The organism is Pseudoalteromonas sp. NEC-BIFX-2020_002 (assembly GCF_013002825.1).
Lineage (GTDB): Bacteria > Pseudomonadota > Gammaproteobacteria > Enterobacterales > Alteromonadaceae > Pseudoalteromonas > Pseudoalteromonas neustonica.
This window is the reverse complement of record NZ_JABEPJ010000009.1, coordinates 161999-187250: the sequence shown is the minus strand read 5'-3', so window position 1 is coordinate 187250 and position 25252 is coordinate 161999. Positions and strand designations below refer to the sequence as shown.

The window sequence follows — 25252 nt, the reverse complement described above, 5'->3', positions numbered from 1 at the left end:
ATTTGTAATGTCTGTAACTAAAGACCAAATCCTTGACGCAATTGCTGAAATGTCAGTAATGGACGTTGTTGCTCTTATCGAAGCAATGGAAGAAAAATTCGGCGTAACTGCTGCAGCTGCAATGGTAGCTGGTCCAGCTGCTGAAGCTGCTGAAGAGAAAACTGAATTTGACGTAATCCTTACTGGCGCTGGCGCTAATAAAGTTGCGGCAATCAAAGCTGTACGTAGCGCAACTGGCCTAGGCCTTAAAGAAGCGAAAGCGCTTGTTGAAGCTGCTCCAACTCCAGTTAAAGAAGCTATCTCTAAGGAAGAAGCAGAAGCACTTGCTAAAGACCTTACAGAAGCTGGTGCTGAAGTTGAGGTTAAGTAATTTAGCTTTTGCTAAGTTCGCTGCCTGAGAAATCAGGCAAGGGCTGGTGATTATTTAATCACCGGCCTTTTTGCGCTATAGAGCGATGTATTCCTATAGCTCAAATAAAATCTAATTTTTTCTTTACTTTCAACGCTTTATAGTTTGCTAGTGTTAAAGTGAGAGTCTATTAGAACAACAATTAAATGTTGTACAATCTTGGCTTAGATGCCAGTTAAGTCTGTTCTTACAAGAACAGGTCGGGTCAAAGATCAGCAAGCTGAGGAACCCCATGGCTTACTCTTATTCTGAAAAGAAACGTATCCGTAAGGATTTTGGTAAACGTCCACAAGTTTTGGATATACCTTTCTTACTGTCAACACAGTTAGAATCGTTTAAAAAATTCTTAGTGCCGGACGCTGATGGCGATCATGGTTTGGAAGCTGCCTTCCGTTCTGTGTTTCCAATCAAAAGCTACTCGGGAAATTCTGAGCTTCAATACGTAAGTTATCGTATTGGTGAGCCAGTTTTCGATGTAAAAGAATGTCAAATTCGCGGTGTGACTTATTCTGCTCCACTTCGCGTAAAATTGCGTCTTGTGGTGATGGATAAAGAAGCGCCAGGCACAGTTAAAGACATTAAAGAGCAAGAAGTTTACATGGGCGAAATTCCGCTCATGACCGATACCGGTACTTTTGTAATCAATGGTACAGAGCGTGTTATCGTTTCTCAGCTACACCGTAGCCCTGGTGTATTCTTTGATAACGACCGCGGTAAAACTCACTCATCGGGTAAAGTGCTTTATAACGCACGTGTTATCCCTTACCGTGGTTCATGGTTAGACTTTGAGTTTGATGCAAAAGATAACTTATATGTACGTATTGACCGTCGTCGTAAATTACCGGCGTCTATCATCCTACGTGCACTTGAGTACTCGAGTGAAGAAATCTTAGATATCTTCTTCGATACCACTGCGTTTGAAGTAACTGACGGTAAAGTTCTAATGGAACTTGTACCTTCACGTTTACGTGGTGAAACCGCTGCCTTTGACATAAAAAGCGAAGATGGTGAAGTGTTCGTTGAATCTGGCCGTCGTGTAACTGCGCGCCATATCAAGAGCATCGAGAAAAAAGGCATTAGCCAACTAGAAGTGCCACATGAGTACATCATTGGTCGTGTAATTGCGCGAAACTACGTTGATGAGTCAACGGGTGAAGTTATCGCAAATGCGAATGATGAATTAACTCTTGAGCTTATGGCTGAGTTGGTTAAAGCAGGTCACACTAAAATTGATACTCTATATATCAATGAAGTTGACAGCGGTGCATATATTTCTAACACGTTACGCATTGATTCAAGCAGTAGCCGCTTAGAAGCACTAGTAGAAATTTATCGCATGATGCGCCCAGGCGAGCCACCGACGAAAGACGCGGCTGAAGCCTTATTTGAGAACTTATTCTTCTCAGAAGAACGTTATGACTTATCAACAGTAGGTCGTATGAAGTTCAATAGCCGTGTTGGTTATGATACAGACACAGGCCCTGGTACATTAAGCAAAGAAGACATCGTGTCTGTTATGAAGGTGCTAATAGCTATTCGTAATGGTCAAGGCGATGTTGATGATATCGATCACTTAGGCAACCGTCGTATTCGTAGTGTTGGCGAAATGGCTGAGAATCAATTCCGTGTAGGTCTAGTACGTGTAGAACGTGCTGTACGTGAGCGTTTAAGCTTAGGTGACCTTGACGCGATCATGCCACAAGATCTTATTAACGCTAAGCCTATTTCGGCAGCGGTAAAAGAGTTCTTTGGTTCGTCTCAGTTATCACAGTTCATGGACCAAAATAACCCGCTATCAGAAGTAACGCATAAACGTCGTATTTCTGCATTAGGTCCGGGTGGTTTGACTCGTGAGCGCGCAGGCTTTGAAGTACGTGACGTTCACGTAACTCACTATGGTCGCGTATGTCCAATCGAGACTCCTGAGGGTCCAAACATCGGTCTAATTAACTCACTATCTACGTACGCACGTACGAATGATTATGGTTTCTTAGAAACACCATACCGCAAAGTGGTAGACGGTGTTGTAACTGATGAAGTTGATTACCTATCAGCCATTGAAGAAGGTCAGTTTGTTATCGCACAGGCGAACTCAAACTTAACTGAAACCAATGAGTTTGTAGATGAACTAATTCCATGTCGTCACAAAGGTGAATCAACCTTTATGGGTCGTATGGATCAGCAATATATGGATGTATCACCACAACAGGTGATCTCTGTAGCGGCCGCACTTATCCCGTTCTTAGAACATGATGATGCTAACCGTGCATTGATGGGTTCAAACATGCAACGTCAAGCAGTACCAACATTGAAAGCGGATAAGCCGTTAGTAGGTACTGGTATTGAGTTAACACTAGCGAAAGATTCTGGTGTAACGATCGTTGCTAAACGTGGTGGTGAAGTAATGTATGCTGACGCAAGTCGCATCGTTGTTAATGTACATGAAGAAGAACGCATCCCTGGTGAAGCGGGTATCGACATCTACAACTTAACCAAATACACACGTTCAAACCAAAATACATGTATTAACCAAAAACCGACTTGTATGGTTGGTGAACCGGTTACTCGTGGTGATGTGTTAGCAGATGGTCCTTCGACTGACTTAGGCGACTTAGCCCTTGGTCAAAACCTTCGCGTGGCATTCATGCCATGGAACGGTTATAACTTCGAGGATTCAATCCTACTATCAGAGCGCGTAGTTGAAGAAGATCGTCTAACGACTATCCATATTCAAGAACTACAGTGTATCGCCCGTGATACTAAGTTAGGTCCAGAAGAGATCACAGCAGATATCCCGAATGTGGGTGAGTCTGCACTAGGCAAGCTTGATGAATCAGGCGTTGTTTATATCGGTGCTGAAGTTAAAGGCGGCGATATCCTAGTAGGTAAAGTGACTCCGAAAGGCGAAACGCAATTAACGCCTGAAGAGAAGCTTCTACGAGCTATCTTTGGTGAGAAAGCGTCTGACGTTAAAGACAGCTCATTACGTGTACCAAACTCTGTAACAGGTACTGTAATTGACGTGCAAGTTTTCACCCGTGATGGTGTTGAAAAAGACAAGCGCGCGCTAGAAGTTGAAGAAATGCAACTTCGTGATGCGAAAAAAGACTTTAATGAAGAATTCCGTATTCTTGAAGCAGGCGTGTTAGATCGTGCTCGTAAGTTACTTATTGCAGCCGGTCAAGACGAAGACAGATTAGCGTCACTTAATGCTGAAAAACTACTTACTCAAAGCCTTGCTGAAGAAGACAAGCAAGCTGAACTTGAGCAATTAGCAGCCCAGTACGATGAGCTTAAAGCTGAATACGATAAGAAGTTTGAAAACAAACGTCGTAAAATTACCCAAGGTGATGACTTAGCACCAGGCGTACTTAAGATTGTTAAAGTATACCTTGCTGTTAGACGTCGTATCCAACCGGGTGACAAAATGGCGGGTCGTCATGGTAACAAAGGTGTTATCTCGACTATCGTACCAGTAGAAGATATGCCATACGATGACAAAGGTCGTACGGTAGATATCGTATTGAATCCACTAGGTGTACCATCGCGAATGAACATCGGTCAGATCCTTGAAACACATATGGGTCTAGCTGCGCGTGGTATTGGTGAGCGCATTGAAGAAATGATGAAAGAACAACGTGAGCTTCATGAGCTACGTGACTTCATCAAGCAAGCTTACGAAATTGGTGAATCTCGCCAAGTTGTAGACATTGCTAGCTTCTCTGATGACGAAATTCGTCGTCTAGCTGTAAACTTAAAAGGTGGTTTACCGATTGCAACTCCTGCATTTGATGGCGCGAAAGAAAGCGAAATCAAAGACATGTTAGAGCTAGGTGGATACCCACGAAGTGGTCAGGTTACACTTTATGATGGCCGTACTGGCGATCAGTTTGAACGTCAAGTAACCGTTGGTTACATGTACATGCTGAAACTGAATCACTTAGTTGATGATAAGATGCATGCACGTTCTACTGGTTCTTACAGCCTTGTTACTCAGCAGCCGCTGGGTGGTAAAGCACAGTTCGGTGGCCAGCGTTTCGGTGAGATGGAAGTATGGGCACTTGAAGCTTACGGTGCTGCTTACACTCTACAAGAAATGCTAACAGTGAAATCGGATGACGTGAACGGTCGTACTAAGATGTATAAAAACATCGTTGATGGTAACCATAAAATGGAACCAGGTATGCCAGAATCGTTCAACGTATTGTTGAAAGAAATCCGCTCACTGGGTATCAACATCGAGTTGGAAGAAAATTAAGCCAATTAGATGCTGTAGCTAACGCTGCAGCATCTGTTACGGCCGAATAGAATGTAGGGACGAAATCATCCGTCCTCAAGATTAACTCCGACAGGAGAGCTAAGGTGAAAGACTTACTTAAGTTTCTGAAGCAACAAAATAAGACCGAAGAATTCGATGCAATTCGCATTGGTCTTGCTTCACCAGACATGGTTCGTTCATGGTCATACGGTGAAGTAAAGAAACCTGAGACTATTAACTACCGTACTTTCAAGCCTGAGCGCGATGGCTTATTCTGTGCCCGTATTTTCGGCCCAGTGAAAGATTATGAATGCTTATGTGGTAAATATAAGCGTCTTAAACACCGTGGTGTGATCTGTGAAAAGTGTGGCGTTGAAGTAACACTCACTAAAGTGCGTCGTGATCGTATGGGTCATATCGACCTTGCGAGCCCAGTTGCACATATATGGTTTTTAAAATCATTACCGTCACGTATCGGCTTAATGCTAGATATGACACTTCGTGATATTGAACGTGTTCTTTACTTCGAATCATTCGTAGTAACTGAGCCTGGTATGACAACGCTTGAGCGTAGTCAATTACTTGGTGAAGAAGAATACCTTGATGCACTTGAAGAGCATGGCGATGAGTTTGAAGCTAAGATGGGTGCTGAAGCAGTTTTAGACTTGCTTCGTGAACTCGATCTTGCACAATTAATTGCTGAAATGCGTGAAGAGTTACCAACTATTAACTCTGAAACCAAGCGTAAGAAGATCACTAAACGTCTTAAATTAATGGAATCGTTCCACCAATCAGGTAATAACCCTGAGTGGATGATCATGACAGTACTTCCAGTATTGCCACCTGATCTACGTCCATTAGTACCACTAGATGGTGGCCGTTTTGCGACTTCAGATCTAAATGACCTTTACCGTCGTGTTATTAACCGTAATAACCGTCTTAAGCGTCTATTAGATTTAGCAGCACCAGACATTATCGTACGCAACGAAAAACGTATGTTACAAGAAGCGGTTGATGCGCTACTTGATAACGGTCGTCGTGGTCGTGCAATTACAGGTTCTAACAAGCGCCCGCTTAAATCTCTTGCTGATATGATCAAGGGTAAGCAAGGTCGTTTCCGTCAGAACTTACTTGGTAAGCGTGTAGATTATTCAGGCCGTTCTGTAATCACAGTGGGTCCTACACTTAAGCTTCACCAATGTGGTCTTCCTAAGAAGATGGCACTTGAGTTATTTAAACCATTCATCTATGGCAAATTAGAGCGTCGCGGCATGGCTACGACGATCAAAGCTGCTAAGAAGATGGTTGAACGTGAAGTTCCGGAAGTATGGGATGTACTAGACGAAGTAATTCGTGAACATCCAGTATTACTTAACCGTGCACCAACACTTCACCGTTTGGGTATCCAAGCGTTTGAGCCTGTGCTTATCGAAGGTAAAGCAATCCATTTGCACCCATTAGTATGTGCGGCGTACAACGCCGATTTCGATGGTGACCAAATGGCGGTACACGTACCGCTAACGATTGAAGCACAGCTTGAAGCGCGTGCCCTTATGATGTCGACAAACAACATTCTATCTCCTGCGAATGGTGAGCCAATCATCGTTCCATCACAGGATGTTGTATTGGGTCTTTATTATATGACTCGTGATCGCATCAACGCCAAAGGCGAAGGCGCAATCTTTAAAGATCCAAAAGAAGCAGAAAAAGCATACCGTAGTGGTAATGCAGACCTTCACGCAATCGTGAAAGTGCGTATTAGCCAATCAGTTAAAAACGAAAATGGTGTAGTAGAAGATACTATTACTGTTATCGAAACAACTGTTGGCCGTGCAATTTTGTCTCTTATTTTACCAACTGGTATGCCGTTCGCGTCAATTAACCAGCCATTAGGTAAAAAGCAGATTTCTGGCTTATTGAATGAGTGTTACCGTCGTCTAGGTCTAAAAGACACTGTTGTGTTTGCTGACCAAGTTATGTACACCGGTTTCCATTATGCAATGAAGTCTGGTGTTTCTATCGGTATTGATGACTTAGTTATCCCACCGGTTAAAGCACAAATCATTGAAGCAGCAGAAGCTGAAGTTACTGAAATCAACCAACAATTCCAATCAGGTCTTGTAACGGCTGGTGAGAAGTACAATAAAGTTATCGATATTTGGTCACGTGTAAATGAAAATCTATCGCGTGAGATGATGTCTAACTTGTCGAAAGACACAGTGATTAATGCAAAAGGTGAAGAAGTAGAGCAAGCATCATTTAACTCTGTGTTTATGATGGCCGACTCAGGTGCTCGTGGTAGTGCTGCTCAGATCCGTCAGCTGGCGGGTATGCGTGGTCTAATGGCACGTCCAGATGGTTCAATCATCGAGACGCCAATCACCGCTAACTTCCGTGAAGGTCTAAACGTACTTCAGTACTTCATCTCAACGCATGGTGCGCGTAAAGGTCTTGCCGATACAGCACTTAAAACAGCGAACTCGGGTTACCTAACGCGTCGTCTAGTAGACGTTGCACAAGATTTGGTAATCAATGAAGATGACTGTGGCACAGAAGATGGCTTAACAATGAAACCGCTTATTGAAGGTGGTGATGTTGTAGAAGCACTTCGTGAACGTGTTCTAGGTCGTGTTGTTGCTGAAGATATTGTGATCCCAGGTACTAATACTGTACTTGTTGAACGTAATATCATGCTTGATGAAAAACTGTGTGATCTTTTAGAAGAGCATTCAGTTGATGAAGTTCGCGTACGTTCAGTTATCACATGTGATAATGACTTTGGTGTATGTGCTAAGTGTTATGGTCGTGACCTAGCACGTGGTCATATCATCAACGCGGGTGAATCAGTCGGTGTTATCGCGGCTCAATCAATCGGTGAGCCAGGTACACAGCTTACGATGCGTACATTCCACATCGGTGGTGCGGCATCTAGAGCATCTGCTGAGAACAATGTACAAGTTAAAACTAACGGTACATTGAAACTTCACAATGCTAAATATGTATTAAACACTGACGGTAAGATTGTTATTACTTCACGTTCTACGGAAATCACTATCATCGATAGTCATGGCCGTGAGAAAGAGCGTTATAAAGTACCTTATGGTGCAGTATTAACAGTTCAAGATAATGCTGAAGTTCAAGGTAACGACATTGTTGCTACTTGGGACCCGCATAGTCACCCAATCGTTCTTGAGCATAAGTCAAAAGTATCATTCAGTGATATCGATGACTCAAACACTGAAGCACAGACTGATGAACTAACCGGCTTAACCCGTGTAGTTGTTAAAGATCTTGCTAAGTTGAATACAAAAGAACCTAAGCTTATCATCGAAAGTGAAGAGCGCGGCTTGCAAGAAACTCGTCTTCCTTCATTCACTACGATTGAAGTAATTGACGGCGTTACAGCAAACCCAGGTGACGTGTTAGCACGTATCCCGCAGGAAGGTTCGAAAACTCGTGATATCACGGGTGGTCTACCACGCGTAGCCGATTTATTCGAAGCTCGTAAACCGAAAGAACCAGCTATTTTAGCTGAAGTAACCGGTACGATTAGTTTTGGTAAAGAGACTAAAGGTAAGAAGCGTTTAGTTATTACTCCACCAGAAGGTGATCATTACGAAGAAATGATCCCTAAATGGCGTCAACTTAACGTGTTTGAAGGTGAGCAAGTGTCTAAAGGTGAAGTTATCGCCGATGGTCCTGAGTCACCGCATGACATCTTACGCCTACGTGGTGTGACTCATGTTGCTAACTATATCGTTAACGAAGTGCAAGAAGTTTACCGCTTGCAAGGCGTTAAGATCAATGACAAGCACATTGAAACAATTATCCGTCAAATGATACGTAAATGTACCATTACAGACGGTGGTCATAGTGAATTCTTAGCTGGTGAGCAAATCGAAGTGGCGCGCGTTAATATCGCAAACCGTGATCTTGAAGCTCAAGGCAAGTTACCTGCTAAGTTTGAAATCCAGTTAATGGGTATCACTAAAGCATCACTAGCGACAGAATCTTTCATCTCAGCAGCCTCGTTCCAGGAGACAACTCGTGTCCTAACTGAAGCCGCTGTAAATGGTAAGAGCGATGAACTTCGCGGTCTGAAAGAAAACGTAATTGTGGGTCGATTGATCCCAGCCGGTACCGGTTTTGCGTATCATCAAGAACGTATGGCTCGTCGTAAGCAGAGTAAAGTAGTCGTTGAAGAGCAAACAGTAAGTGCAGAAGAGGCAACTCAAGCACTAACAGACGCTTTAAACGCAGATTTATCTGGAAATCAATAAACTGAATCTAATCAATAGATTAGCTTTTAGCAAGGTAGTTATCTACTGCCTTGCTAACGGTTTAGGTTGACAGGTCAATCTTTGCTCATTAAAATTCCGCCACCCATTTACCTGCACGTTTGATACGAGCACGTAAATAAAGGGCGGATTTTTTCATTTTTTCAGTAGTAATTTTAATTTCAGGAGCTATTTAAATGGCAACTATTAACCAGCTAGTGCGTAAGCCACGTCGTAGCAAGGTTACGAAAAGTAACTCAGCTGCGCTTAAAGCGTGTCCGCAAAAGCGCGGTGTATGTACTCGCGTATATACAACTACACCTAAGAAACCAAACTCGGCGTTACGTAAAGTAGCTCGTGTACGTTTAACTAACGGTTTCGAAGTAACTTCATACATTGGTGGTGAAGGTCATAACCTTCAAGAGCATAGTGTAATCCTAATCCGTGGTGGTCGTGTTAAAGATTTACCAGGTGTGCGTTTTCACACTGTTCGTGGTGCACTTGACTGTGCAGGCGTTAGCGACCGTCGTCAAGCTCGTTCTAAATACGGTGCAAAACGCCCTAAAGGCTAATTGTTTTCCGTTAGTAAGGCCAAGCACTAAATATTTTTAATTATTGTTTTGGGTGATTGACTCGAAAGAGCAAACCTGAATAAACCGGAGATACAAAATGCCTAGAAGACGCGTAATAGGTCAACGTAAAATTCTTCCAGATCCTAAGTTCGGATCGGAACTTCTTGCAAAATTCGTTAACATCGTAATGTTAGACGGCAAGAAATCTACTGCTGAAAAAATCGTTTACGGTGCGCTAGATGTGGCTGCTGAGAAATCAGGCAAATCGCACCTTGAAATCTTTGAAACTGCACTTGAAAACATCCGCCCACAGGTTGAGGTTAAATCTCGCCGTGTTGGTGGTTCAACGTATCAAGTACCAGTAGAAGTACGTCCAGTACGTCGCAACGCATTAGGTATGCGTTGGTTAGTAGACGCTGCACGTAAGCGTGGCGAGAAATCTATGGGCTTACGTTTAGCTCAAGAACTTGTTGACGCTTCTGACAACAAAGGCACTGCGGTTAAGAAACGTGAAGACGTTCACCGTATGGCTGAAGCGAATAAAGCATTCGCACATTACCGTTGGTAATCTGTCTTTAACCTTTAAGAGGATTTTATGGCACGTACAACTCCAGTTGAGCTTTATCGTAATATCGGTATTGTTGCTCACGTAGATGCAGGCAAAACCACCACAACAGAACGAGTTCTGTTCTACACAGGTCTTTCACATAAGATCGGTGAAGTACATGATGGCGCTGCAACTATGGATTGGATGGAGCAGGAACAAGAGCGTGGTATCACAATCACTTCTGCTGCTACAACGTGTTTCTGGAAAGGGATGGACGCGCAATTTGACGCCCATCGTATCAATATTATTGATACTCCAGGACACGTGGATTTCACTATTGAAGTAGAGCGTTCTTTACGTGTACTTGATGGTGCGGTAGTTGTGCTTTGTGCTTCATCAGGTGTACAGCCGCAAACTGAGACAGTTTGGCGTCAAGCGAACAAATACGAAGTTCCTAGAATGATCTTCGTAAATAAAATGGATCGCACGGGCGCTGATTTCTTAGCGGTTGTTAGCCAGGTGAAATCTCGTCTTGGAGCAACGCCTGTTCCAATTCAGTTGCCAGTAGGCGCTGAGGACGACTTTAAAGGTGTTATTGACCTTATAAAAATGAAAATGATTAACTGGAATGATGAAGACCAGGGAATGACTTTCGCTTATGAGGCAATACCGGCAGACCTTCAGGAACAAGCTGAAGAATGGCGCTCAAACTTAGTTGAGAGCGCTGCTGAAGCATCTGAAGAACTAATGGATAAGTATTTGGAAGGTGAAGACCTGAGCGAAGCAGAAATTAAAGCTGCTTTGCGTCAGCGTACATTAGCAAACGAAATCGTCCCAGTTACCTGTGGCAGTGCATTTAAAAACAAAGGTGTTCAAGCTGTGCTTGATGGCGTTGTTGAATATATGCCTGCACCAACACAAGTAAAACAAATTCAAGGTATTCTTGAAGATGGTACTGAGGAAGAGCGTCCTGCTAATGACAATGCACCGTTTGCTGCACTTGCTTTTAAGATTGCAACAGACCCGTTCGTTGGTACTTTAACCTTCTTCCGCGTTTACTCTGGTACTGTTAAACAGGGTGATGCGGTTTACAACCCAGTAAAAAGCAAACGTGAGCGCCTTGGCCGTATCGTTCAGATGCATTCAAACTCACGCGAAGAGATCAAAGAAGTCTACGCAGGCGACATCGCGGCGGCTATTGGTCTTAAAGACGTAACAACAGGTGAAACACTGTGTGATCCGAATTCTAAAATTACGCTTGAGCGTATGGAATTCCCTGAACCAGTTATCTCTGTTGCGGTTGAGCCTCGCACAATCGCTGACCAAGATAAGATGGGTATCGCGCTAAGTAAATTAGCGGCAGAAGATCCTTCTTTTCGCGTACAAACTGACGAAGAATCGGGCCAGACTATAATTTCTGGTATGGGTGAACTTCACCTTGATATCATTGTCGACCGTATGAAACGTGAATTCAGTGTTGAATGTAACGTTGGTAAGCCGCAGGTTTCTTACCGTGAAGCTATTCGTTCAACTGTTAAAGTTGAAGGTAAATTCATACGTCAATCAGGTGGACGTGGTCAATATGGGCATGTCTGGCTTAAACTTGAACCGATGGATATTTCGGATGATGAAGCACCAATTTACGAGTTCGTTAACGAAACCGTAGGTGGTTCAGTTCCAAAAGAGTTCATCCCTGCGGTAGACAAAGGCATCCAAGAGCAAATGGCTCAAGGTGTGCTGGCAGGCTACCCATTACTTGGCGTCAAAGCGACTTTATATGATGGTTCATTCCATGATGTAGACTCGAATGAAATGGCATTTAAAATAGCAGGTTCATTGGCAATGAGACAGGGTGCGCTTGATGCAAGCCCAGTACTTTTAGAGCCAATGATGAAGGTTGAAGTACTCACTCCTGAAGCAAACATGGGTGATGTAGTTGGCGACTTAAACCGTCGTCGCGGCATGATCGAAGGCATGGAAGATGCGCTAGGTGGACTAAAATTAGTTAACGCCCAGGTTCCGCTTTCTGAAATGTTTGGTTATGCTACTGATCTACGATCTGCAACACAGGGCCGTGCCTCATACTCTATGGAGTTTTTGAAGTACGCTGAAGCCTCAAAAAATGTTGCAGATAAAATAATTGCAGCTCGCTGTTAAGTAATTTTTAGCTCGGTTTAGTCCAAAATGGACTGGACCTTTAATTTCTTTATAGGAATTTTTTAAGATGGCAAAAGAAAAGTTTGAACGCGTAAAACCGCACGTAAACGTTGGTACAATCGGCCACGTTGACCACGGTAAAACTACACTAACTGCAGCAATCACTAACGTACTTGCAAAAGTATACGGCGGTGTTGCTAAAGATTTCGCATCAATCGATAACGCTCCTGAAGAGCGCGAACGTGGTATCACTATTTCAACGTCTCACGTTGAATATGACACTCCTTCACGTCACTACGCACACGTAGATTGTCCTGGTCACGCCGATTATGTTAAAAACATGATCACTGGTGCTGCTCAAATGGATGGCGCTATCTTAGTAGTTGCAGCGACTGATGGCCCTATGCCACAAACGCGTGAGCACATCCTTCTTTCTCGTCAAGTTGGCGTTCCTTACATCATCGTGTTCATGAACAAATGTGACATGGTTGATGACGAAGAGCTACTTGAACTAGTAGAAATGGAAGTTCGTGAACTTCTTTCAGAATACGATTTCCCAGGTGATGACTTACCTCTAATCGCTGGTTCTGCGCTTAAAGCGTTAGAAGGCGAGAAAGAGTGGGAAGATAAGATCGTTGAGCTTGCAGAAGCACTTGATACTTACATCCCAGAGCCAGAGCGTGACATCGATAAGCCATTCATCATGCCTATCGAAGACGTTTTCTCAATCCAGGGTCGTGGTACTGTTGTAACTGGTCGTGTTGAAGCTGGTATCATCCGCATCAATGACGAAGTAGAAATTGTTGGTATCAATGATACAACTCGTTCTACTTGTACTGGTGTTGAAATGTTCCGTAAGCTTCTTGACGAAGGTCGTGCTGGCGAAAACATCGGCGCACTTCTACGTGGTACTAAGCGTGAAGACGTTGAACGTGGTCAAGTACTAGCTAAGCCTGGTTCAATCAACCCACATACAACATTCACTTCAGAAGTATACGTACTTTCGAAAGATGAAGGTGGTCGTCATACTCCATTCTTCAAAGGTTACCGTCCACAGTTCTACTTCCGTACAACTGACGTAACTGGTGACGTACAGTTACCAGATGGCGTAGAAATGGTAATGCCTGGTGATAACATCAAGATGACTGTAACTCTAATCTCGCCAATCGCGATGGATGAAGGTCTTCGTTTTGCTATCCGTGAAGGTGGCCGTACTGTAGGTGCTGGTGTTGTAGCAACTATCGTAGAGTAATAATTAACGTTTAAGTTAATTATTAGAAAAAGGTCACTTCGGTGACCTTTTTTAATGCCTGAAATTTACGTTATGTGAAGGTGGCGCTATTACTCTACAGTAGGTGCTTTGTAGCAACTACTGTAGAGTAATAGTTAGCCTAGCTAATTAATGCTAAAAAACCCGAGCATAGTCTCGGGTTTTTTAATGTCTGCGATTTACGTCATGTGAAGGTGGCGCTATTACCTTAGACGTAGGCGCTTTGTAGCAACTATCGTAGAGTAATAATTAACTTAAAAGTTAATTATTAGAAAAAGGTCACTTCGGTGGCCTTTTTTAATGCCTGCTATTTGAGCTTTGAGCTTTGAGCTTTGAGCTTTGAGCTTTGAGCTTTGAGCTTTAAGCGGTAAGTTTTAAGTCGCTCGGCGTTAACTTTATTACTGGGGTGCTTGGGTTTAATTTCACAAAATCCGAGGGAGATAAAGCGTTTATACCAATCGTGTTAAGTTAATGACCATTTATAGCGAAAGATAAATACAGTGATAACAAGGCAGAAATTTTGACATGTACTAGTTGTTCTCGGCAATTGCTCCTGCATTGCACTACCTCCTGCATCCATGCAGTCGTACATGAAAAATTACTAACGCATTTAGGGCTTTATTTAGTCCGTTAGAATGGTTAAATATTTAAGCCGATTGGTGTTAGATTGTGATTTATTAAAAAAGAGCACCGCAGTGCTCTTTTTAATATTTAGTAGTTATGTATATGCTTAAAAACCAAGCTGCCAGTTTACGCTGATAACACGTCCAGTTCCTGAGAAGTAACGTGTTGCAGATGGATTTGTTTGACCATAATAGGTTATATAAAACTCATCAGTAAGGTTATCAATACCCACACTAAATGCGCCGAATTGCTCAGTTTGATAGTTAACAGACAAGTCTAGCGTTGTGTAACCATCAAACTCACCGCCGGTATTAAAGTCACGATCGAATAAGGTACTCACTTGCAAGCGACTATCAATATTATTTGACCATTGTTGCTGCCAATAAAAATTTAAACGTGTTGGTGAAATGTTACTGCCGGCTAAATCGCTTTCTACTTTATTATCGCCATCACCATCATATTGACCTTGCGTATCAGCAAAGCTAGTTCCAAATGTAGTGGTGTCATTTAAGTAGTACTGGGCATTAAGCTCGAAGCCTGATATTTCAGTCCGCTCACGTTTTACACTGTAAATACCATCTGCGTTAGGTTGTAAGCGGGCCCCTAATTTAGAGGTCGACTCAAAATAGCTGGCTTTGAAGTTTAATAAATCATTTGAATATTCAAAACCAATTTCACGATTGTCGGAAATAACAGGTTCAAGGTTTAAAAAACTTTCTACAGATAAACCAGGTTGGCTAATGCTACGCAGTACTCGCCCTACATCAGCCATGCTAAAGCCTTCGCTGTAACTGGCGTATAGGCGTAAATCATCAGTAACTTTATAAACCACACCAAGGTTACCCAATAACTCGTTAAAACTAGGGTCACCACCTTCTACAAACTGGCTACCGTATGAGGCTAGGGTCGTGAAGTCATTAATTTTCAACTTTCCATATTCGTAACGTGCGCCAAGGTTAAGGGTCCAATTTTCAAATCCATCAAAGCGCAATTGCGCGAAAGGCGCTGCATTAGTAAATTTGGTTTCAGGTACCCAATTACGGCCTGTTTGTGCCAGCTCCTGATAGGTTTCATCGTTAAGTAAGTCAAGGCCAGTAACAAGATCAAAATTGCTGCCAACTAAATTATCTTTAGCATACGTTAATCGGCTACCAAATTTTTGTGATTTATTTTGCGATTGGTCAAAAAGTTCACCAATGTAATCTGGATCTTGGAAAGTCGCAAAAATACCGCCGCCATACATAGCGGCAAAGTCTTGCATAAACACTTGGACAGATAACTGACCATTTGCCAAATTATTATGGTTATAGTCAACAGTGGCTGTGGTTACACGGTTACGCGGCGTATTACCCGCAACATTACCTTTTTTAGCGCTAGTAGGGAGATTGCTAGCGGGATCACCTTTAATGGCGGCATAATTTCCCTTGCCTTCAATTTTATAGTGGTTGAGCATTGCGTGTATGCTTTGCTCATTATCTAACTGGTATTTAGCTTTAAAAAACACATCTAGGCTAGTTGAGTCTTGAGTATCACCTTGCGTGCCATCAACACCGACAAAATCACCGTGACCGTCACGATACATGCCGGTACTACGCGTTGAAATGCCCGCAACGATACTAAGACCATCTTTTTCTTGGCTAAATATATAACTCGCTTTATAACTTTGTGTATCATTTCCCCCTGCGGTTGGCGCGCTAAAGCCTGCGATCACATGATGGTTATTTTCACCAGGTGTTTTAGTAATGATATTAATAATACCGCCGCTGGCACCCATACCTTGAATTGCATTGGCGCCGCTTATCACCTCAATACGTTCTATCATCGCAGGATCAATAGTATTACCATCACGCGAACCATTTCTTAGCGGGTTTGATTGAGGTACGCCATCAATCATGTAGAGCGGTTCACGGCCACGCAATGTCTCACCAGAAGAAGTCATTTTTTGGCGACTTGGTGAAAAACTAGGTAACAAATTACCTAGAATTTGTGATAAATCTTGGGTATGCGCAAGTTGTTTTGCAATATCTTCACTGCTAATAACATTAATGGTAGCAGGAACGGTACTTACCGGTGCCGTACTACGTGTTGTTGATACTGTGATCCGTTCAATATCTGTTTGAGGATTAGCAAGTGTAGCTAAAGGCGTTAATAGAAAAGGTAAATAATATTTAAAGGTCACAATAATTCCGCTATTTTTTATAGGTAGTAAAAATCGTTCGTATTTATACATTCATTTACTTATTTTATCAATCTCGAGAATTACGCAGAAAATGAGGTGAAACCAATTTAATTCTAATGTTTCTTACTAAACTGTTGTGATTAATATAATTAATTGTGTGTTTATGTCGTGGCTATTAAAGTGGCGAAATAGGAAAGGTGATAAAAAGTTGGCAAATATAGCTTTCTCCTTTAACTTTAATATATGTATAACACGAGTGAGAAAACTATGAGCGATAAAATAACAAACCATCCACACGGTGTTTTCTGTTGGTCAGAATTGTGCACATCTGATTGGAAGAACGGTAAAGCATTTTACACTGAGCTATTTGGCTGGGGAGCAGATGATCAACCTATAGGCGACGATCTTTATTACACCATGCTACAAAAGCAAGGTGATGACGTGGCTGCAATGTACCAAATGCCTGTGGATCAAGCCCAATCAGATATACCAAGCCATTGGTTGGCGTATATAGCCGTCGATAATATTGATAGCGTGGCAGAGCAAGCAAAGTTACTCGGTGCAGAAATTATTGCTGGCCCCCATGATGTAATGGATGCTGGCCGTATGGTGCTATTAAACGAACCCGGAGGTGCGCTTTTTGCTCTTTGGCAAGGTAATCAGCATAAAGGGAGTAAGCGATTAGGTGAATTAAATACGCCATATTGGCATGAATTAGCCACTAGAAATAGTGAAAAAAGTCGCGCTTTTTATTGTCAATTATTAGGCTGGGAAAGTGAAATAACACCTATGGAAAACATGGATTATACTTTGTTTAAAGTCGATGGTAAGCCTGTAGCTGGTATGCTTGAAATGACAGACGAATGGCCTGCGGAAATTCCAGCGCACTGGATGATTTATTTAGCTGTAGATGACTGTGATAGCTATGCATTAAACGCACAGCAACTCGGAGGAGAAATATGTGTACCACCGACAGATATTCCTGACGTTGGTCGGTTTAGTGTGATCACAGATCCGCAAGGGGCAGTGTTTTCGATTATTACCTCCACAACGGATGATATAAAGTAAAGGTAGGGTATGTTTATCTTTTGAGGTTAAATTTGCTGCTGTGTGTTTGGTTTTTAGGCAAAGCAGCGCCTATGGTGTGCTGTTTCCCATAAATAGGCGATAACGCAGCATAAATGCCAAACACGCGCTGCCCAAAGGGTTCTGACTCGGGGCTATTTACCTACATGGGGGTAAGTAAGGGGCGTGAGCAGGACGCACAAGCTTTGCTCGATTCTTACTTATTCTGACATGGATGTGAGCCAGTAGAATAACGCAGGAGCAGTTATCGAGCTCACTCGATTCCAAACCTCGCGCCGCGATTAAATCGCCCCTAGATTGAACAAATTTCAACCCCACAGGGTAAGTAGACCCTCATCTAATTTATTAAAAAGTACCATGGTGCTTTTTTTATTTATATTTGCCCCAAAGTCTTACCTATTGATTGTTTATTGGAGCAAACGTATGACAAAGCACGTAGTAATCACAGGCGCAAACCGCGGTATAGGTCTTAATTTATGTCAGCAATATTTGGCACTCGGGTATGCAGTAACAGCCGTGGTCCGAAGCCCAACTGCCGAGCTTAAAGCTTTGGGTGTAAATGTGATCAGTAATATAGATGTTGCTAATTCAGCTGATATAGAAACGCTTGGCAACCAACTAGAGGGCCAAAAAGTTGATGTGTTGATAAATAATGCAGGTGTTTTCCACAATGAAACTCTAGCTGATATTGATTTTGATACAATTAACCAACAAATAGCGATAAATGCAGTTGCACCAATCAGAGTAACTCATGCGTTGCTTAACTGCCTTAGTGTTGATGCAAAAGTAGCGATGATAACCAGTCGTATGGGCTCAATTGCTGATAACGGCTCGGGTGGTTACATAGGTTATCGAATGTCAAAGGCTGCACTAAATGCTGCATCAGTAAGCTTGGCGCATGAATTGAAAGGCAAGCAAATTGCCGTTGGGCTATTTCATCCCGGTTTTGTACAAACACAAATGGTTAATTTTGCAGGTGATATTTCTCCTGAGGATGCAGCAGGGCGTTTAATACTGCGGATTAATGAATTAAACATAACGAATACGGGAGGCTTTTGGCACTCAAATGGTGAGACCTTGCCATGGTAAGCACCGCGCAATAACAAATAAAACTGGCTCCTTAATCGAAAGCCAGTTTTACTTTAAATAAATTATTTTTGCTATAATGCTGGCATATCAACGATTTTAGTATTTGAGAGCAGAGCATGGAACTTGAGCAAAACAGTAATTTAACCCTCCCGTTATTCCTTTTTGATGACACGTTAAATTCACGCGATTTAGAAACCCCCGACTTACTGTTAACAGTGGTATTAGACGAAACAGTATTAGCCCAGCTGTGTCAAAACCCGGGCGAAGACAGCAGTATTGGCATTAGCATTACTGATTATCAACTAGAGGCAAGCTCGCCTTTATTTTTAGACTTACTTAACCACGAACATCAAGCCCAATTAACGTTAACGCACGGTCCACTATTGAGCGCGATGCTTGATACGGATTCAGGGCAAACATTTGTATCACCGCAAATGGATATGATGCCGACGTTTGATCTTGGGGATGAGGACGAGTAAAAAATGAAGAAGTCTCTATTAGTAAGCTTTTTGGTAATAGTAATGAGTGGCTGCGCCTATTTAGGCGCTGCGCATTACGATGAAATATTTGGCCAAGAACAGATTCAACTACGAATAGTTGCACATAACACAGGCAGCGGAGCTGAATTTCTGCAGCATGTAAAACCGTTATTAGATACGCGCTGCGTAGTGTGCCATGGTTGTTATGATGCGCCTTGCCAATTAAAACTTTCATCGCCAGAAGGTATTGATAGAGGCTTAAGTAAAGACCTTGTTTACGATGGCACGCGTTTATTAGCCTTGAACCCAAGTCGATTGCTTTTTGATGCAACGGATACGCAGCAGTGGCGTGAAAAAAACTTTACCCCTGTATTGAACGAGCGTGCGCAAACTGAGCAAGCCAACTTAGCGGGGAGTGTGCTGTATAATAGTTTGCTTTTAAAAATGAGCTCACCGTTACCGAAAGAAGGAGTACTAGGTAAGGAATTTGATTTTTCTCTTGATCGCAAACAGAGCTGTACGACAATGGGCGAGTTTGATCGTTTTGCAAAAGCTCAACCTCATGCTGGTATGCCTTATGGATTACCAGGGATAACGCAAACTGAATTTAAACACTTAGAAAAGTGGCTAAAAGAAGGCGGAAAAGTAGCGCATATCCCAGCGCCGGATAAAGTAGCGCTAGCGCAGGTTTTACGGTGGGAACAGTTTTTAAACCAAGATAGTTTAAAGTACCAACTGACTGCGCGTTATATTTTTGAACACTGGTATTTAGCAAATATTTACTTCAGTAAAGACGACAATAAAAGTTTTTTTAAGTTAGTGCGTTCCAGTACCCCGCCGGGTGAAGATATTAAATTGATTAGTACACGTCGCCCCTACGATGACCCTAAAGTAGATCGCGTTTATTACCGTTTAATGCACGAGCGATCAACTATTCTAGCAAAAACCCATTTACCTTTAGCATTAGATGACGCAAAGCTTGCCCGTTTATATACGCAGTTTATTGAACCTGATTATACCGTAACAGCAATGCCTAGTTATAAACCTGAGATCGCATCAAACCCGTTTAAAGTATTTGCTTTAATGCCTGTGAAATCTAAATACCAGTTTATGCTTGATGAAGCTGAACTTATTATAATGGGATTTATTAAAGGGCCTGTATGTCGTGGTCAAATAGCGTTAAATGTTATTAACGATCATTTTTGGGTCGCGTTTGCAGATCCAGATAAAGTTGCCACGCCAGAGGTTGGGCACATGCTGCTACAGCATGAAGATGCGCTTGCACTGCCTGCAGCTGAAGAAAGTAATGCATTACCAATTTCAAGTTGGGTTAAATACGCGAACCGCCAGAGTACTTACTTAGAAGCAAAGGTTAAATTAGCAAATAAAATGTTTAAAAATGGCGAACATTTAACGACCGATCTACTGTGGCGTGGTGAAAATACCAATAACAATGCTGCATTAACAATTTTTCGTCATTTCGATAGTGCGACCGTCGTTAAAGGTTTAATAGGGCAAGAACCAAAAACAATGTGGGTGCTTGATTATGCGTTATTTGAACGTATTCATTACTTGTTAGTTGCAGGCTTTGATGTATATGGAAATGTTGGTCATCAATTACTTACTCGTTTGTATATGGACTTTTTACGCCTAGAGGGAGAGCAAAACTTTCTAGCATTATTACCTAAACAACAGCGCCAAGAATTAAAAGCTAATTGGTATCGTAAATCGCCAACAAGTTTAACTAACTTCTTTAAAAGTGGCGATGAGTTTAGTCAGCCAACGGGTATTACGTACAACACAAACGATCAACAACATGAATTATATAAGCTAATTAAAAGTACCTTAAAGCCAATATTAAGCCCTCGGTTTGATTACACCCAAGTGCCAGAGCCATTACAACAATTGAACGCAATGCCGGCTAAAGCAATTAATTTATTACCACAAGTCTCATATGTTTTAGTAAAAGAAACAGATGGCGAGCATCAAGCGTATACTTTGATTCACCACAATGCACACTTTAATATATCGAGTTTATTGAATGAAGATGGACAACGTGCATTTGCCGAAGACACAATAACAATTGTGCCTGGTTTTATTGGTGATTACCCTGAAGCAATTTGGTATTTGAATAACCAAGACCAAGTGACTGAATTTGCGCAGTTACTCCCAATGATGCAAGTTGAGGCTGACTATCGCTCTTTAAAAAGCCGGTTTGGAATTCGTCGTACCAACCCTGAGTTTTGGCTGTACAGTGATATTTTGCACAAAGTAGCAAAACAATATCGAGGGATTGAATATGGACTGTTTGATTATAATCGTTTAGAGAACCGCTAATTTAAAACATTTGCGTCACTTTAAGGGGAGGCTTTAAAGTGACAATACACAGTAAAATGGTGGTTGTTTATCATTGGTAGTCTACACTTAGACAAAAAGAGATGAGCCCGCAATGTTACAGATAATTGCTAATATTCGATCACGTTACCGCTGGGCATTACTAGCGATAGCTATACTCAGTACTGCAGCCGCATTGCTGATGCAGTATTTATTTGCAATACAAAAAGATGAATCACTGGTGATTAACATTGCAGGTAAACAGCGCATGCTCTCACAAAAAATTGCTTGGTATAGCAATATAATAAATGACAGTCATAAGCTACAACAGCATCCCAAATACAAAGAGGCCCTTGAAAATGCAGTTACTGAGTTTCAACAAGGTCACCAATTTTTAACGAAACAAGATCAGCAAGGTCATTATCTTTATCTAAATACAGAGTTGGAAGATCATTATTTTTCGATGCCTGATATGCTCGCAATACAAAGTGAGCAGTATATTCTTACTGCGCAACAAATATTAAAACAGTCAGAATCGAATATTGCTAATCTGCATATTTTTAGTCTTGATGAAGCTGAATTACTACTAACTAAACTAGACGACGCAGTTACTTTGTTTGAGCAACAAACGACTCACAAAGTAGCGCTAATATCTTATTTAGAGCTCTCTTTTTGGCTACTAACATTACTGCTATTGATGATTGAATTGAAATTTATTTTTCAGCCAATGGAACGTCAAATAATCGCAACATTAAATAAATACCAACAACAAAAAAAATATGCAGAACAAATCAGCCAAAACAAGGAACGGTTCATTGCGCGTACCAGTCATGAATTTAGAACCCCATTACAAGGGTTGATGCATGCAATTGATGAGCTAGAAGTTAACACAGCGCAACAGGCTGTAAAACAACAAGCGCAATACTGCGCTAATCGCCTTATCAATATGTTAGATGAGTTACATGAAGCCCAGTTGATAAATAAAGGTTTGTGGCAACTCAAATTGTCTCGTGCGAATATATTAGATAGCTTACAGTCGGTGGTTAATTCGTATCAATTTGCTTGCACACAAAAGCAACTCGCTTTATTTATAAATTTATCGCCAGAGCTTGACTGTGATGTGGAGTTGGATCATCCCCGTTTGCAGCAATTGGTTGGCGAGTTACTGAGCAATGCGATTAAATTTACAGATAAAGGCAATATAACGGTATCTGCATCCATACATAAAATGCAGCAACTGCATTTAACAGTAAGTGATACCGGGACGGGATTTTTAGGGGATTCACCAGCGTTTTTTTTACAAAATGAGACGCAACAAAATCACTTTCAAGGCCTGCAAATGGGGCTCTCTCGCGTGCAGAATATAGTTTCGGCACAGCAAGGAGATATCGAATTTTTAAGTAACAAACCTTACGGTGCAAAAGTGCATGTGGTGTTACCTGTTAAAGTCGCAAATGCCGGTGATGAAACTCAATTACCAGTAAATTTACATTGCCTAGTTGTTGAAGATAATCCACTTAATGCAATGATATTAGGGCGTATTTTGGCAGAGTTAAATTACACTTATGACATGGCTGAAAATGGTTTAATTGCAACGGATAAAGTAACTGAATCTCAGTACGATTTAATTTTTATGGACTTAAATATGCCCGTAATGGATGGTTTTCAGGCGATTAAGGTTATTCGTCAAGAATTAAAATCGCAAGTGCCTATTATTGTCGTCACTGCAAATACCTCAACCGCTGATTTAGAGAAGACCTACGAATTAGGCGTCAATAATCATGTATATAAACCGATTAATGCTGAGTATATTAAAAAAGCCCTAATTGAAGCTGTTAAGGGCTAAACTATTTATTTGCTGACAAGGTTAGCGAGTGATTTTAATATCACCTACGCCCACTTCAACATTAATAGAATATTGACCATTGCCACGGTATAGCGTTTCAGAACTTACCATTTTACGGGTATGCTGAGCATCATTTTTCATGTTAGATACACGCGTGTCGCCCACACCACTATCAAGTTCAATACGTTTGTAATCATCAAGTTCGCTGCTAATACGCACCGCACCAACACCTACGTCAATATCGGCTGAGTTAGCAAAATCATTGACTTCAATATCGCCCACGCCAAGCTCTAAATCAATAGCCATGCTCGTTGGTAAACTAACAACCCACTTTTGTTGGATGTCGTCATTATCTACATTTAGGCTTAATTTATTGGCGTTTTGTTGATGATCTAACGTGATACTTTCAAGATCAATCTCAGATTTGAATCCGTTATTGTTTTTAGCTTTAAACTCTATCGATACTTTAACATTAGAGCCTTGGTGAGTCGTCAGTTCTAAACTGCCAACAGGGACATTAATATCCAACTGCTGTTGCCCTGAAATATTAAATGTTTGCTCAATATGTGGCTCAGCATGAGCAAAAACGCTGGTTGTTAATAGTGCGCTGGCGGCTGTGAAAAGTAAAAAATTGTTCATAGTATTGCTCATTATTAGTTGGTTTATAAGTTAGACGCAGTGACGTTTAAAAAGGTTTAAAAAGGTTTAAAAAGGTTTAAATTAATTTTTACCATCAGTAGTTATCTTTATCAAAGTCATGTATTTTCAGGTTAAATAACGTAGAGGATCGTTTAGTGCAATCAATTCAACTGCAAAATATTACAGCTCGGTTAGGCGCTGAAGAGCGAGATGGTTACCTGCTTAAAGATATAAGCTGGCAAGTAAACAGTGGTGAACATTGGGTATTATTAGGTGGTAATGGCGCCGGAAAATCCGCAATTACAGCAACTCTATTATTTTACTAGCAAAGAAAAGGTTCTAGATGCTAGGCATTAGGAAAAGCCACTTACTTCTCAATCAATAAAAATAAACTGGCTTAAAGTATATGGATAGTAAACAGTTACATAATTTGTTATTAATGAGTAATGTATATAAGGGTACGCGCCTTTTGTCTAAAAGAGGAAGGCACTCTTTGATTGAATTGTTAGATATATCACATTGGAGCTACTATGGATGCAATGACTTGGGGGTTTGCTGGTACGCTTGTAGGGGTTACAGCAAGTATTGCTACTACCGCGATGACAAATTAGATTACATATAAAACTTCAAGAAACACCAAAATTCAAGATCGAGAAGAACGTGCAAGAGTATTCCAAAGAGAAACGTTACTTGAATTATAAATTGAAATTCGAAAATATATTCTCACCTGTTCTCGCTCATATCGATCAAAAATGAACATTCACGACTTAACTTGTGAATGGAAAGAGCATATTCCTGAAAATTTAGATGAACAATTATTTGAGTTGAATTCAAAAACATCAATTTTAATTCAGCGTGTATCAAACGACAAACTACGCAATAAATTAGATGAACTACAAACAGCAGCAACCAAGTGTAATAGGTCTAAAAATGAATGCGATGCTGAAACACATTATGTTGCTTATTCAGATGTTTATGAAAAGTTGCATGAACAATTAGGCTATGAATTGAGAGGTTTATACTAGTCAGAATGCCTAATAGATATAAGCCTTAACCAGTCGATAGGCGCTAGTAGTCTTTTTGGCCGCTTTATACAATGATGGTCAATTCTAAATCAATAAACAAATTCGTTCACTTCCTCTAAAGTGCAGCGCCTATTAATCTTTTTGAAAATAATTGCTTAAATTTTTTGCATAAAGAGGAAATAATGCTCATCCGGTAGGTCGTCATTTATGGCGACAGTTTTTAGTTATTGTATTTTACGCGCTAAAGCACGACCTACGCCAATCCCTGACTTTTAGTTACCTAACATACTAACTTAGATTTTACCTCTTAAGCGCAGCGCCTATTAATCTTTTTGAAAATAATTCGCGTAATTTTTTTGCGCAAAGAGGAAAGAATGAGAAGTAAGTGAGGGTAATTTAGCGCTTATTATTGGTATGTTTAAATGTGTAATCAAATCGGTATTGAAGTTAAAGCAGCCCGC

General features: G+C 41.3%; 16 protein-coding genes. 14 read left to right on the top strand and 2 right to left on the bottom strand.

Translation table 11 applies throughout. The features are described from left to right. Window positions 1-7: 7 nt before the first annotated feature. From rplL to tuf, 7 genes are all read left to right on the top strand, one after another. Window positions 8-370, top strand: a complete 363-nt coding sequence (gene rplL / locus HJP15_RS12125; protein ID WP_054206868.1) for a 50S ribosomal protein L7/L12 — start codon at window positions 8-10, stop codon at window positions 368-370. Between the two features lie 271 nt (window positions 371-641). Next, window positions 642-4667, top strand: coding sequence for a DNA-directed RNA polymerase subunit beta (gene rpoB, locus HJP15_RS12120; protein ID WP_054206869.1), 4026 nt, complete (start codon window positions 642-644; stop codon window positions 4665-4667). A 104-nt stretch (window positions 4668-4771) separates the two neighbouring features. After that, complete coding sequence (gene rpoC / locus HJP15_RS12115; RefSeq protein WP_054206870.1) at window positions 4772-8947, top strand: DNA-directed RNA polymerase subunit beta'; 4176 nt, start codon at window positions 4772-4774, stop codon at window positions 8945-8947. Window positions 8948-9141: 194 nt separating this feature from the next. Next, the gene (gene rpsL, locus HJP15_RS12110; RefSeq protein WP_002958885.1) at window positions 9142-9516 is read left to right on the top strand and encodes a 30S ribosomal protein S12; all 375 of its coding nucleotides are present in this window, start codon (window positions 9142-9144) and stop codon (window positions 9514-9516) included. 97 nt (window positions 9517-9613) lie between these two features. After that, the gene (gene rpsG, locus HJP15_RS12105; RefSeq protein WP_054206871.1) at window positions 9614-10084 is read left to right on the top strand and encodes a 30S ribosomal protein S7; all 471 of its coding nucleotides are present in this window, start codon (window positions 9614-9616) and stop codon (window positions 10082-10084) included. A gap of 27 nt (window positions 10085-10111) precedes the next feature. Continuing rightward, window positions 10112-12220: an elongation factor G gene (gene fusA / locus HJP15_RS12100; RefSeq protein WP_054206872.1), complete on the top strand. Its 2109-nt coding sequence runs from the start codon at window positions 10112-10114 to the stop codon at window positions 12218-12220. 67 nt (window positions 12221-12287) lie between these two features. Further along, the gene (tuf, locus tag HJP15_RS12095) at window positions 12288-13472 is read left to right on the top strand and encodes an elongation factor Tu (protein ID WP_169326819.1); all 1185 of its coding nucleotides are present in this window, start codon (window positions 12288-12290) and stop codon (window positions 13470-13472) included. A 748-nt stretch (window positions 13473-14220) separates the two neighbouring features. Here the strand turns inward: tuf and HJP15_RS12090 are convergent. After that, window positions 14221-16293 (bottom strand): TonB-dependent receptor, encoded by a 2073-nt coding sequence (locus HJP15_RS12090; RefSeq protein WP_349304626.1) that lies wholly within the window; start codon window positions 16291-16293, stop codon window positions 14221-14223. 267 nt (window positions 16294-16560) lie between these two features. Between HJP15_RS12090 and HJP15_RS12085 the strand changes: the two genes are divergently transcribed. The 5 genes from HJP15_RS12085 (at window position 16561) to HJP15_RS12065 (ending at window position 23127) form a co-directional block, all read left to right on the top strand. Continuing rightward, entirely contained in the window at window positions 16561-17361 is an 801-nt protein-coding gene (locus tag HJP15_RS12085) for a VOC family protein (RefSeq protein WP_054204955.1), read from the top strand. Window positions 17362-17802: 441 nt separating this feature from the next. After that, window positions 17803-18468 carry an SDR family oxidoreductase gene (locus tag HJP15_RS12080; RefSeq protein ID WP_054455802.1) on the top strand — a complete coding sequence of 222 codons (666 nt, stop codon included), beginning with the start codon at window positions 17803-17805 and terminating at the stop codon, window positions 18466-18468. Window positions 18469-18584: 116 nt separating this feature from the next. After that, window positions 18585-18947 (top strand): hypothetical protein, encoded by a 363-nt coding sequence (locus HJP15_RS12075; protein WP_054204937.1) that lies wholly within the window; start codon window positions 18585-18587, stop codon window positions 18945-18947. A 3-nt stretch (window positions 18948-18950) separates the two neighbouring features. Further along, on the top strand, window positions 18951-21284 hold the full coding sequence (locus tag HJP15_RS12070) for a fatty acid cis/trans isomerase (RefSeq protein WP_170173874.1): 2334 nt from the start codon (window positions 18951-18953) through the stop codon (window positions 21282-21284). A 112-nt stretch (window positions 21285-21396) separates the two neighbouring features. Continuing rightward, window positions 21397-23127, top strand: a complete 1731-nt coding sequence (locus tag HJP15_RS12065) for a response regulator (protein ID WP_054204935.1) — start codon at window positions 21397-21399, stop codon at window positions 23125-23127. Between the two features lie 21 nt (window positions 23128-23148). Here the strand turns inward: HJP15_RS12065 and HJP15_RS12060 are convergent, their stop codons facing one another. Continuing rightward, window positions 23149-23766, bottom strand: a complete 618-nt coding sequence (locus HJP15_RS12060) for a toast rack family protein (RefSeq protein WP_170173873.1) — start codon at window positions 23764-23766, stop codon at window positions 23149-23151. Window positions 23767-23921: 155 nt separating this feature from the next. Between HJP15_RS12060 and HJP15_RS12055 the strand changes: the two genes are divergently transcribed. Both HJP15_RS12055 and HJP15_RS21935 read left to right on the top strand, forming a co-directional pair. Next, complete coding sequence (locus HJP15_RS12055) at window positions 23922-24092, top strand: ATP-binding cassette domain-containing protein (RefSeq protein ID WP_082379027.1); 171 nt, start codon at window positions 23922-23924, stop codon at window positions 24090-24092. 426 nt (window positions 24093-24518) lie between these two features. Further along, entirely contained in the window at window positions 24519-24791 is a 273-nt protein-coding gene (locus tag HJP15_RS21935) for a hypothetical protein (RefSeq protein ID WP_249365855.1), read from the top strand. Window positions 24792-25252: the final 461 nt, after the last annotated feature.

Excerpts from the sequence above, each read along its gene's own strand:
- rplL (WP_054206868.1), top strand. The coding sequence starts at position 8 with ATGTCTGTAACTAAAGACCAAATCCTTGACGCAATTGCTGAAATGTCA.
- rpoB (WP_054206869.1), top strand. The coding sequence starts at position 642 with ATGGCTTACTCTTATTCTGAAAAGAAACGTATCCGTAAGGATTTTGGT.
- rpsL (WP_002958885.1), top strand. The coding sequence starts at position 9,142 with ATGGCAACTATTAACCAGCTAGTGCGTAAGCCACGTCGTAGCAAGGTT.
- rpsG (WP_054206871.1), top strand. The coding sequence starts at position 9,614 with ATGCCTAGAAGACGCGTAATAGGTCAACGTAAAATTCTTCCAGATCCT.
- fusA (WP_054206872.1), top strand. The coding sequence starts at position 10,112 with ATGGCACGTACAACTCCAGTTGAGCTTTATCGTAATATCGGTATTGTT.
- tuf (WP_169326819.1), top strand. The coding sequence starts at position 12,288 with ATGGCAAAAGAAAAGTTTGAACGCGTAAAACCGCACGTAAACGTTGGT.
- HJP15_RS12085 (WP_054204955.1), top strand. The coding sequence starts at position 16,561 with ATGAGCGATAAAATAACAAACCATCCACACGGTGTTTTCTGTTGGTCA.
- HJP15_RS12080 (WP_054455802.1), top strand. The coding sequence starts at position 17,803 with ATGACAAAGCACGTAGTAATCACAGGCGCAAACCGCGGTATAGGTCTT.
- HJP15_RS12075 (WP_054204937.1), top strand. The coding sequence starts at position 18,585 with ATGGAACTTGAGCAAAACAGTAATTTAACCCTCCCGTTATTCCTTTTT.
- HJP15_RS12070 (WP_170173874.1), top strand. The coding sequence starts at position 18,951 with ATGAAGAAGTCTCTATTAGTAAGCTTTTTGGTAATAGTAATGAGTGGC.
- HJP15_RS12065 (WP_054204935.1), top strand. The coding sequence starts at position 21,397 with ATGTTACAGATAATTGCTAATATTCGATCACGTTACCGCTGGGCATTA.
- HJP15_RS12060 (WP_170173873.1), bottom strand. The coding sequence starts at position 23,766 with ATGAACAATTTTTTACTTTTCACAGCCGCCAGCGCACTATTAACAACC.
- HJP15_RS21935 (WP_249365855.1), top strand. The coding sequence starts at position 24,519 with ATGAACATTCACGACTTAACTTGTGAATGGAAAGAGCATATTCCTGAA.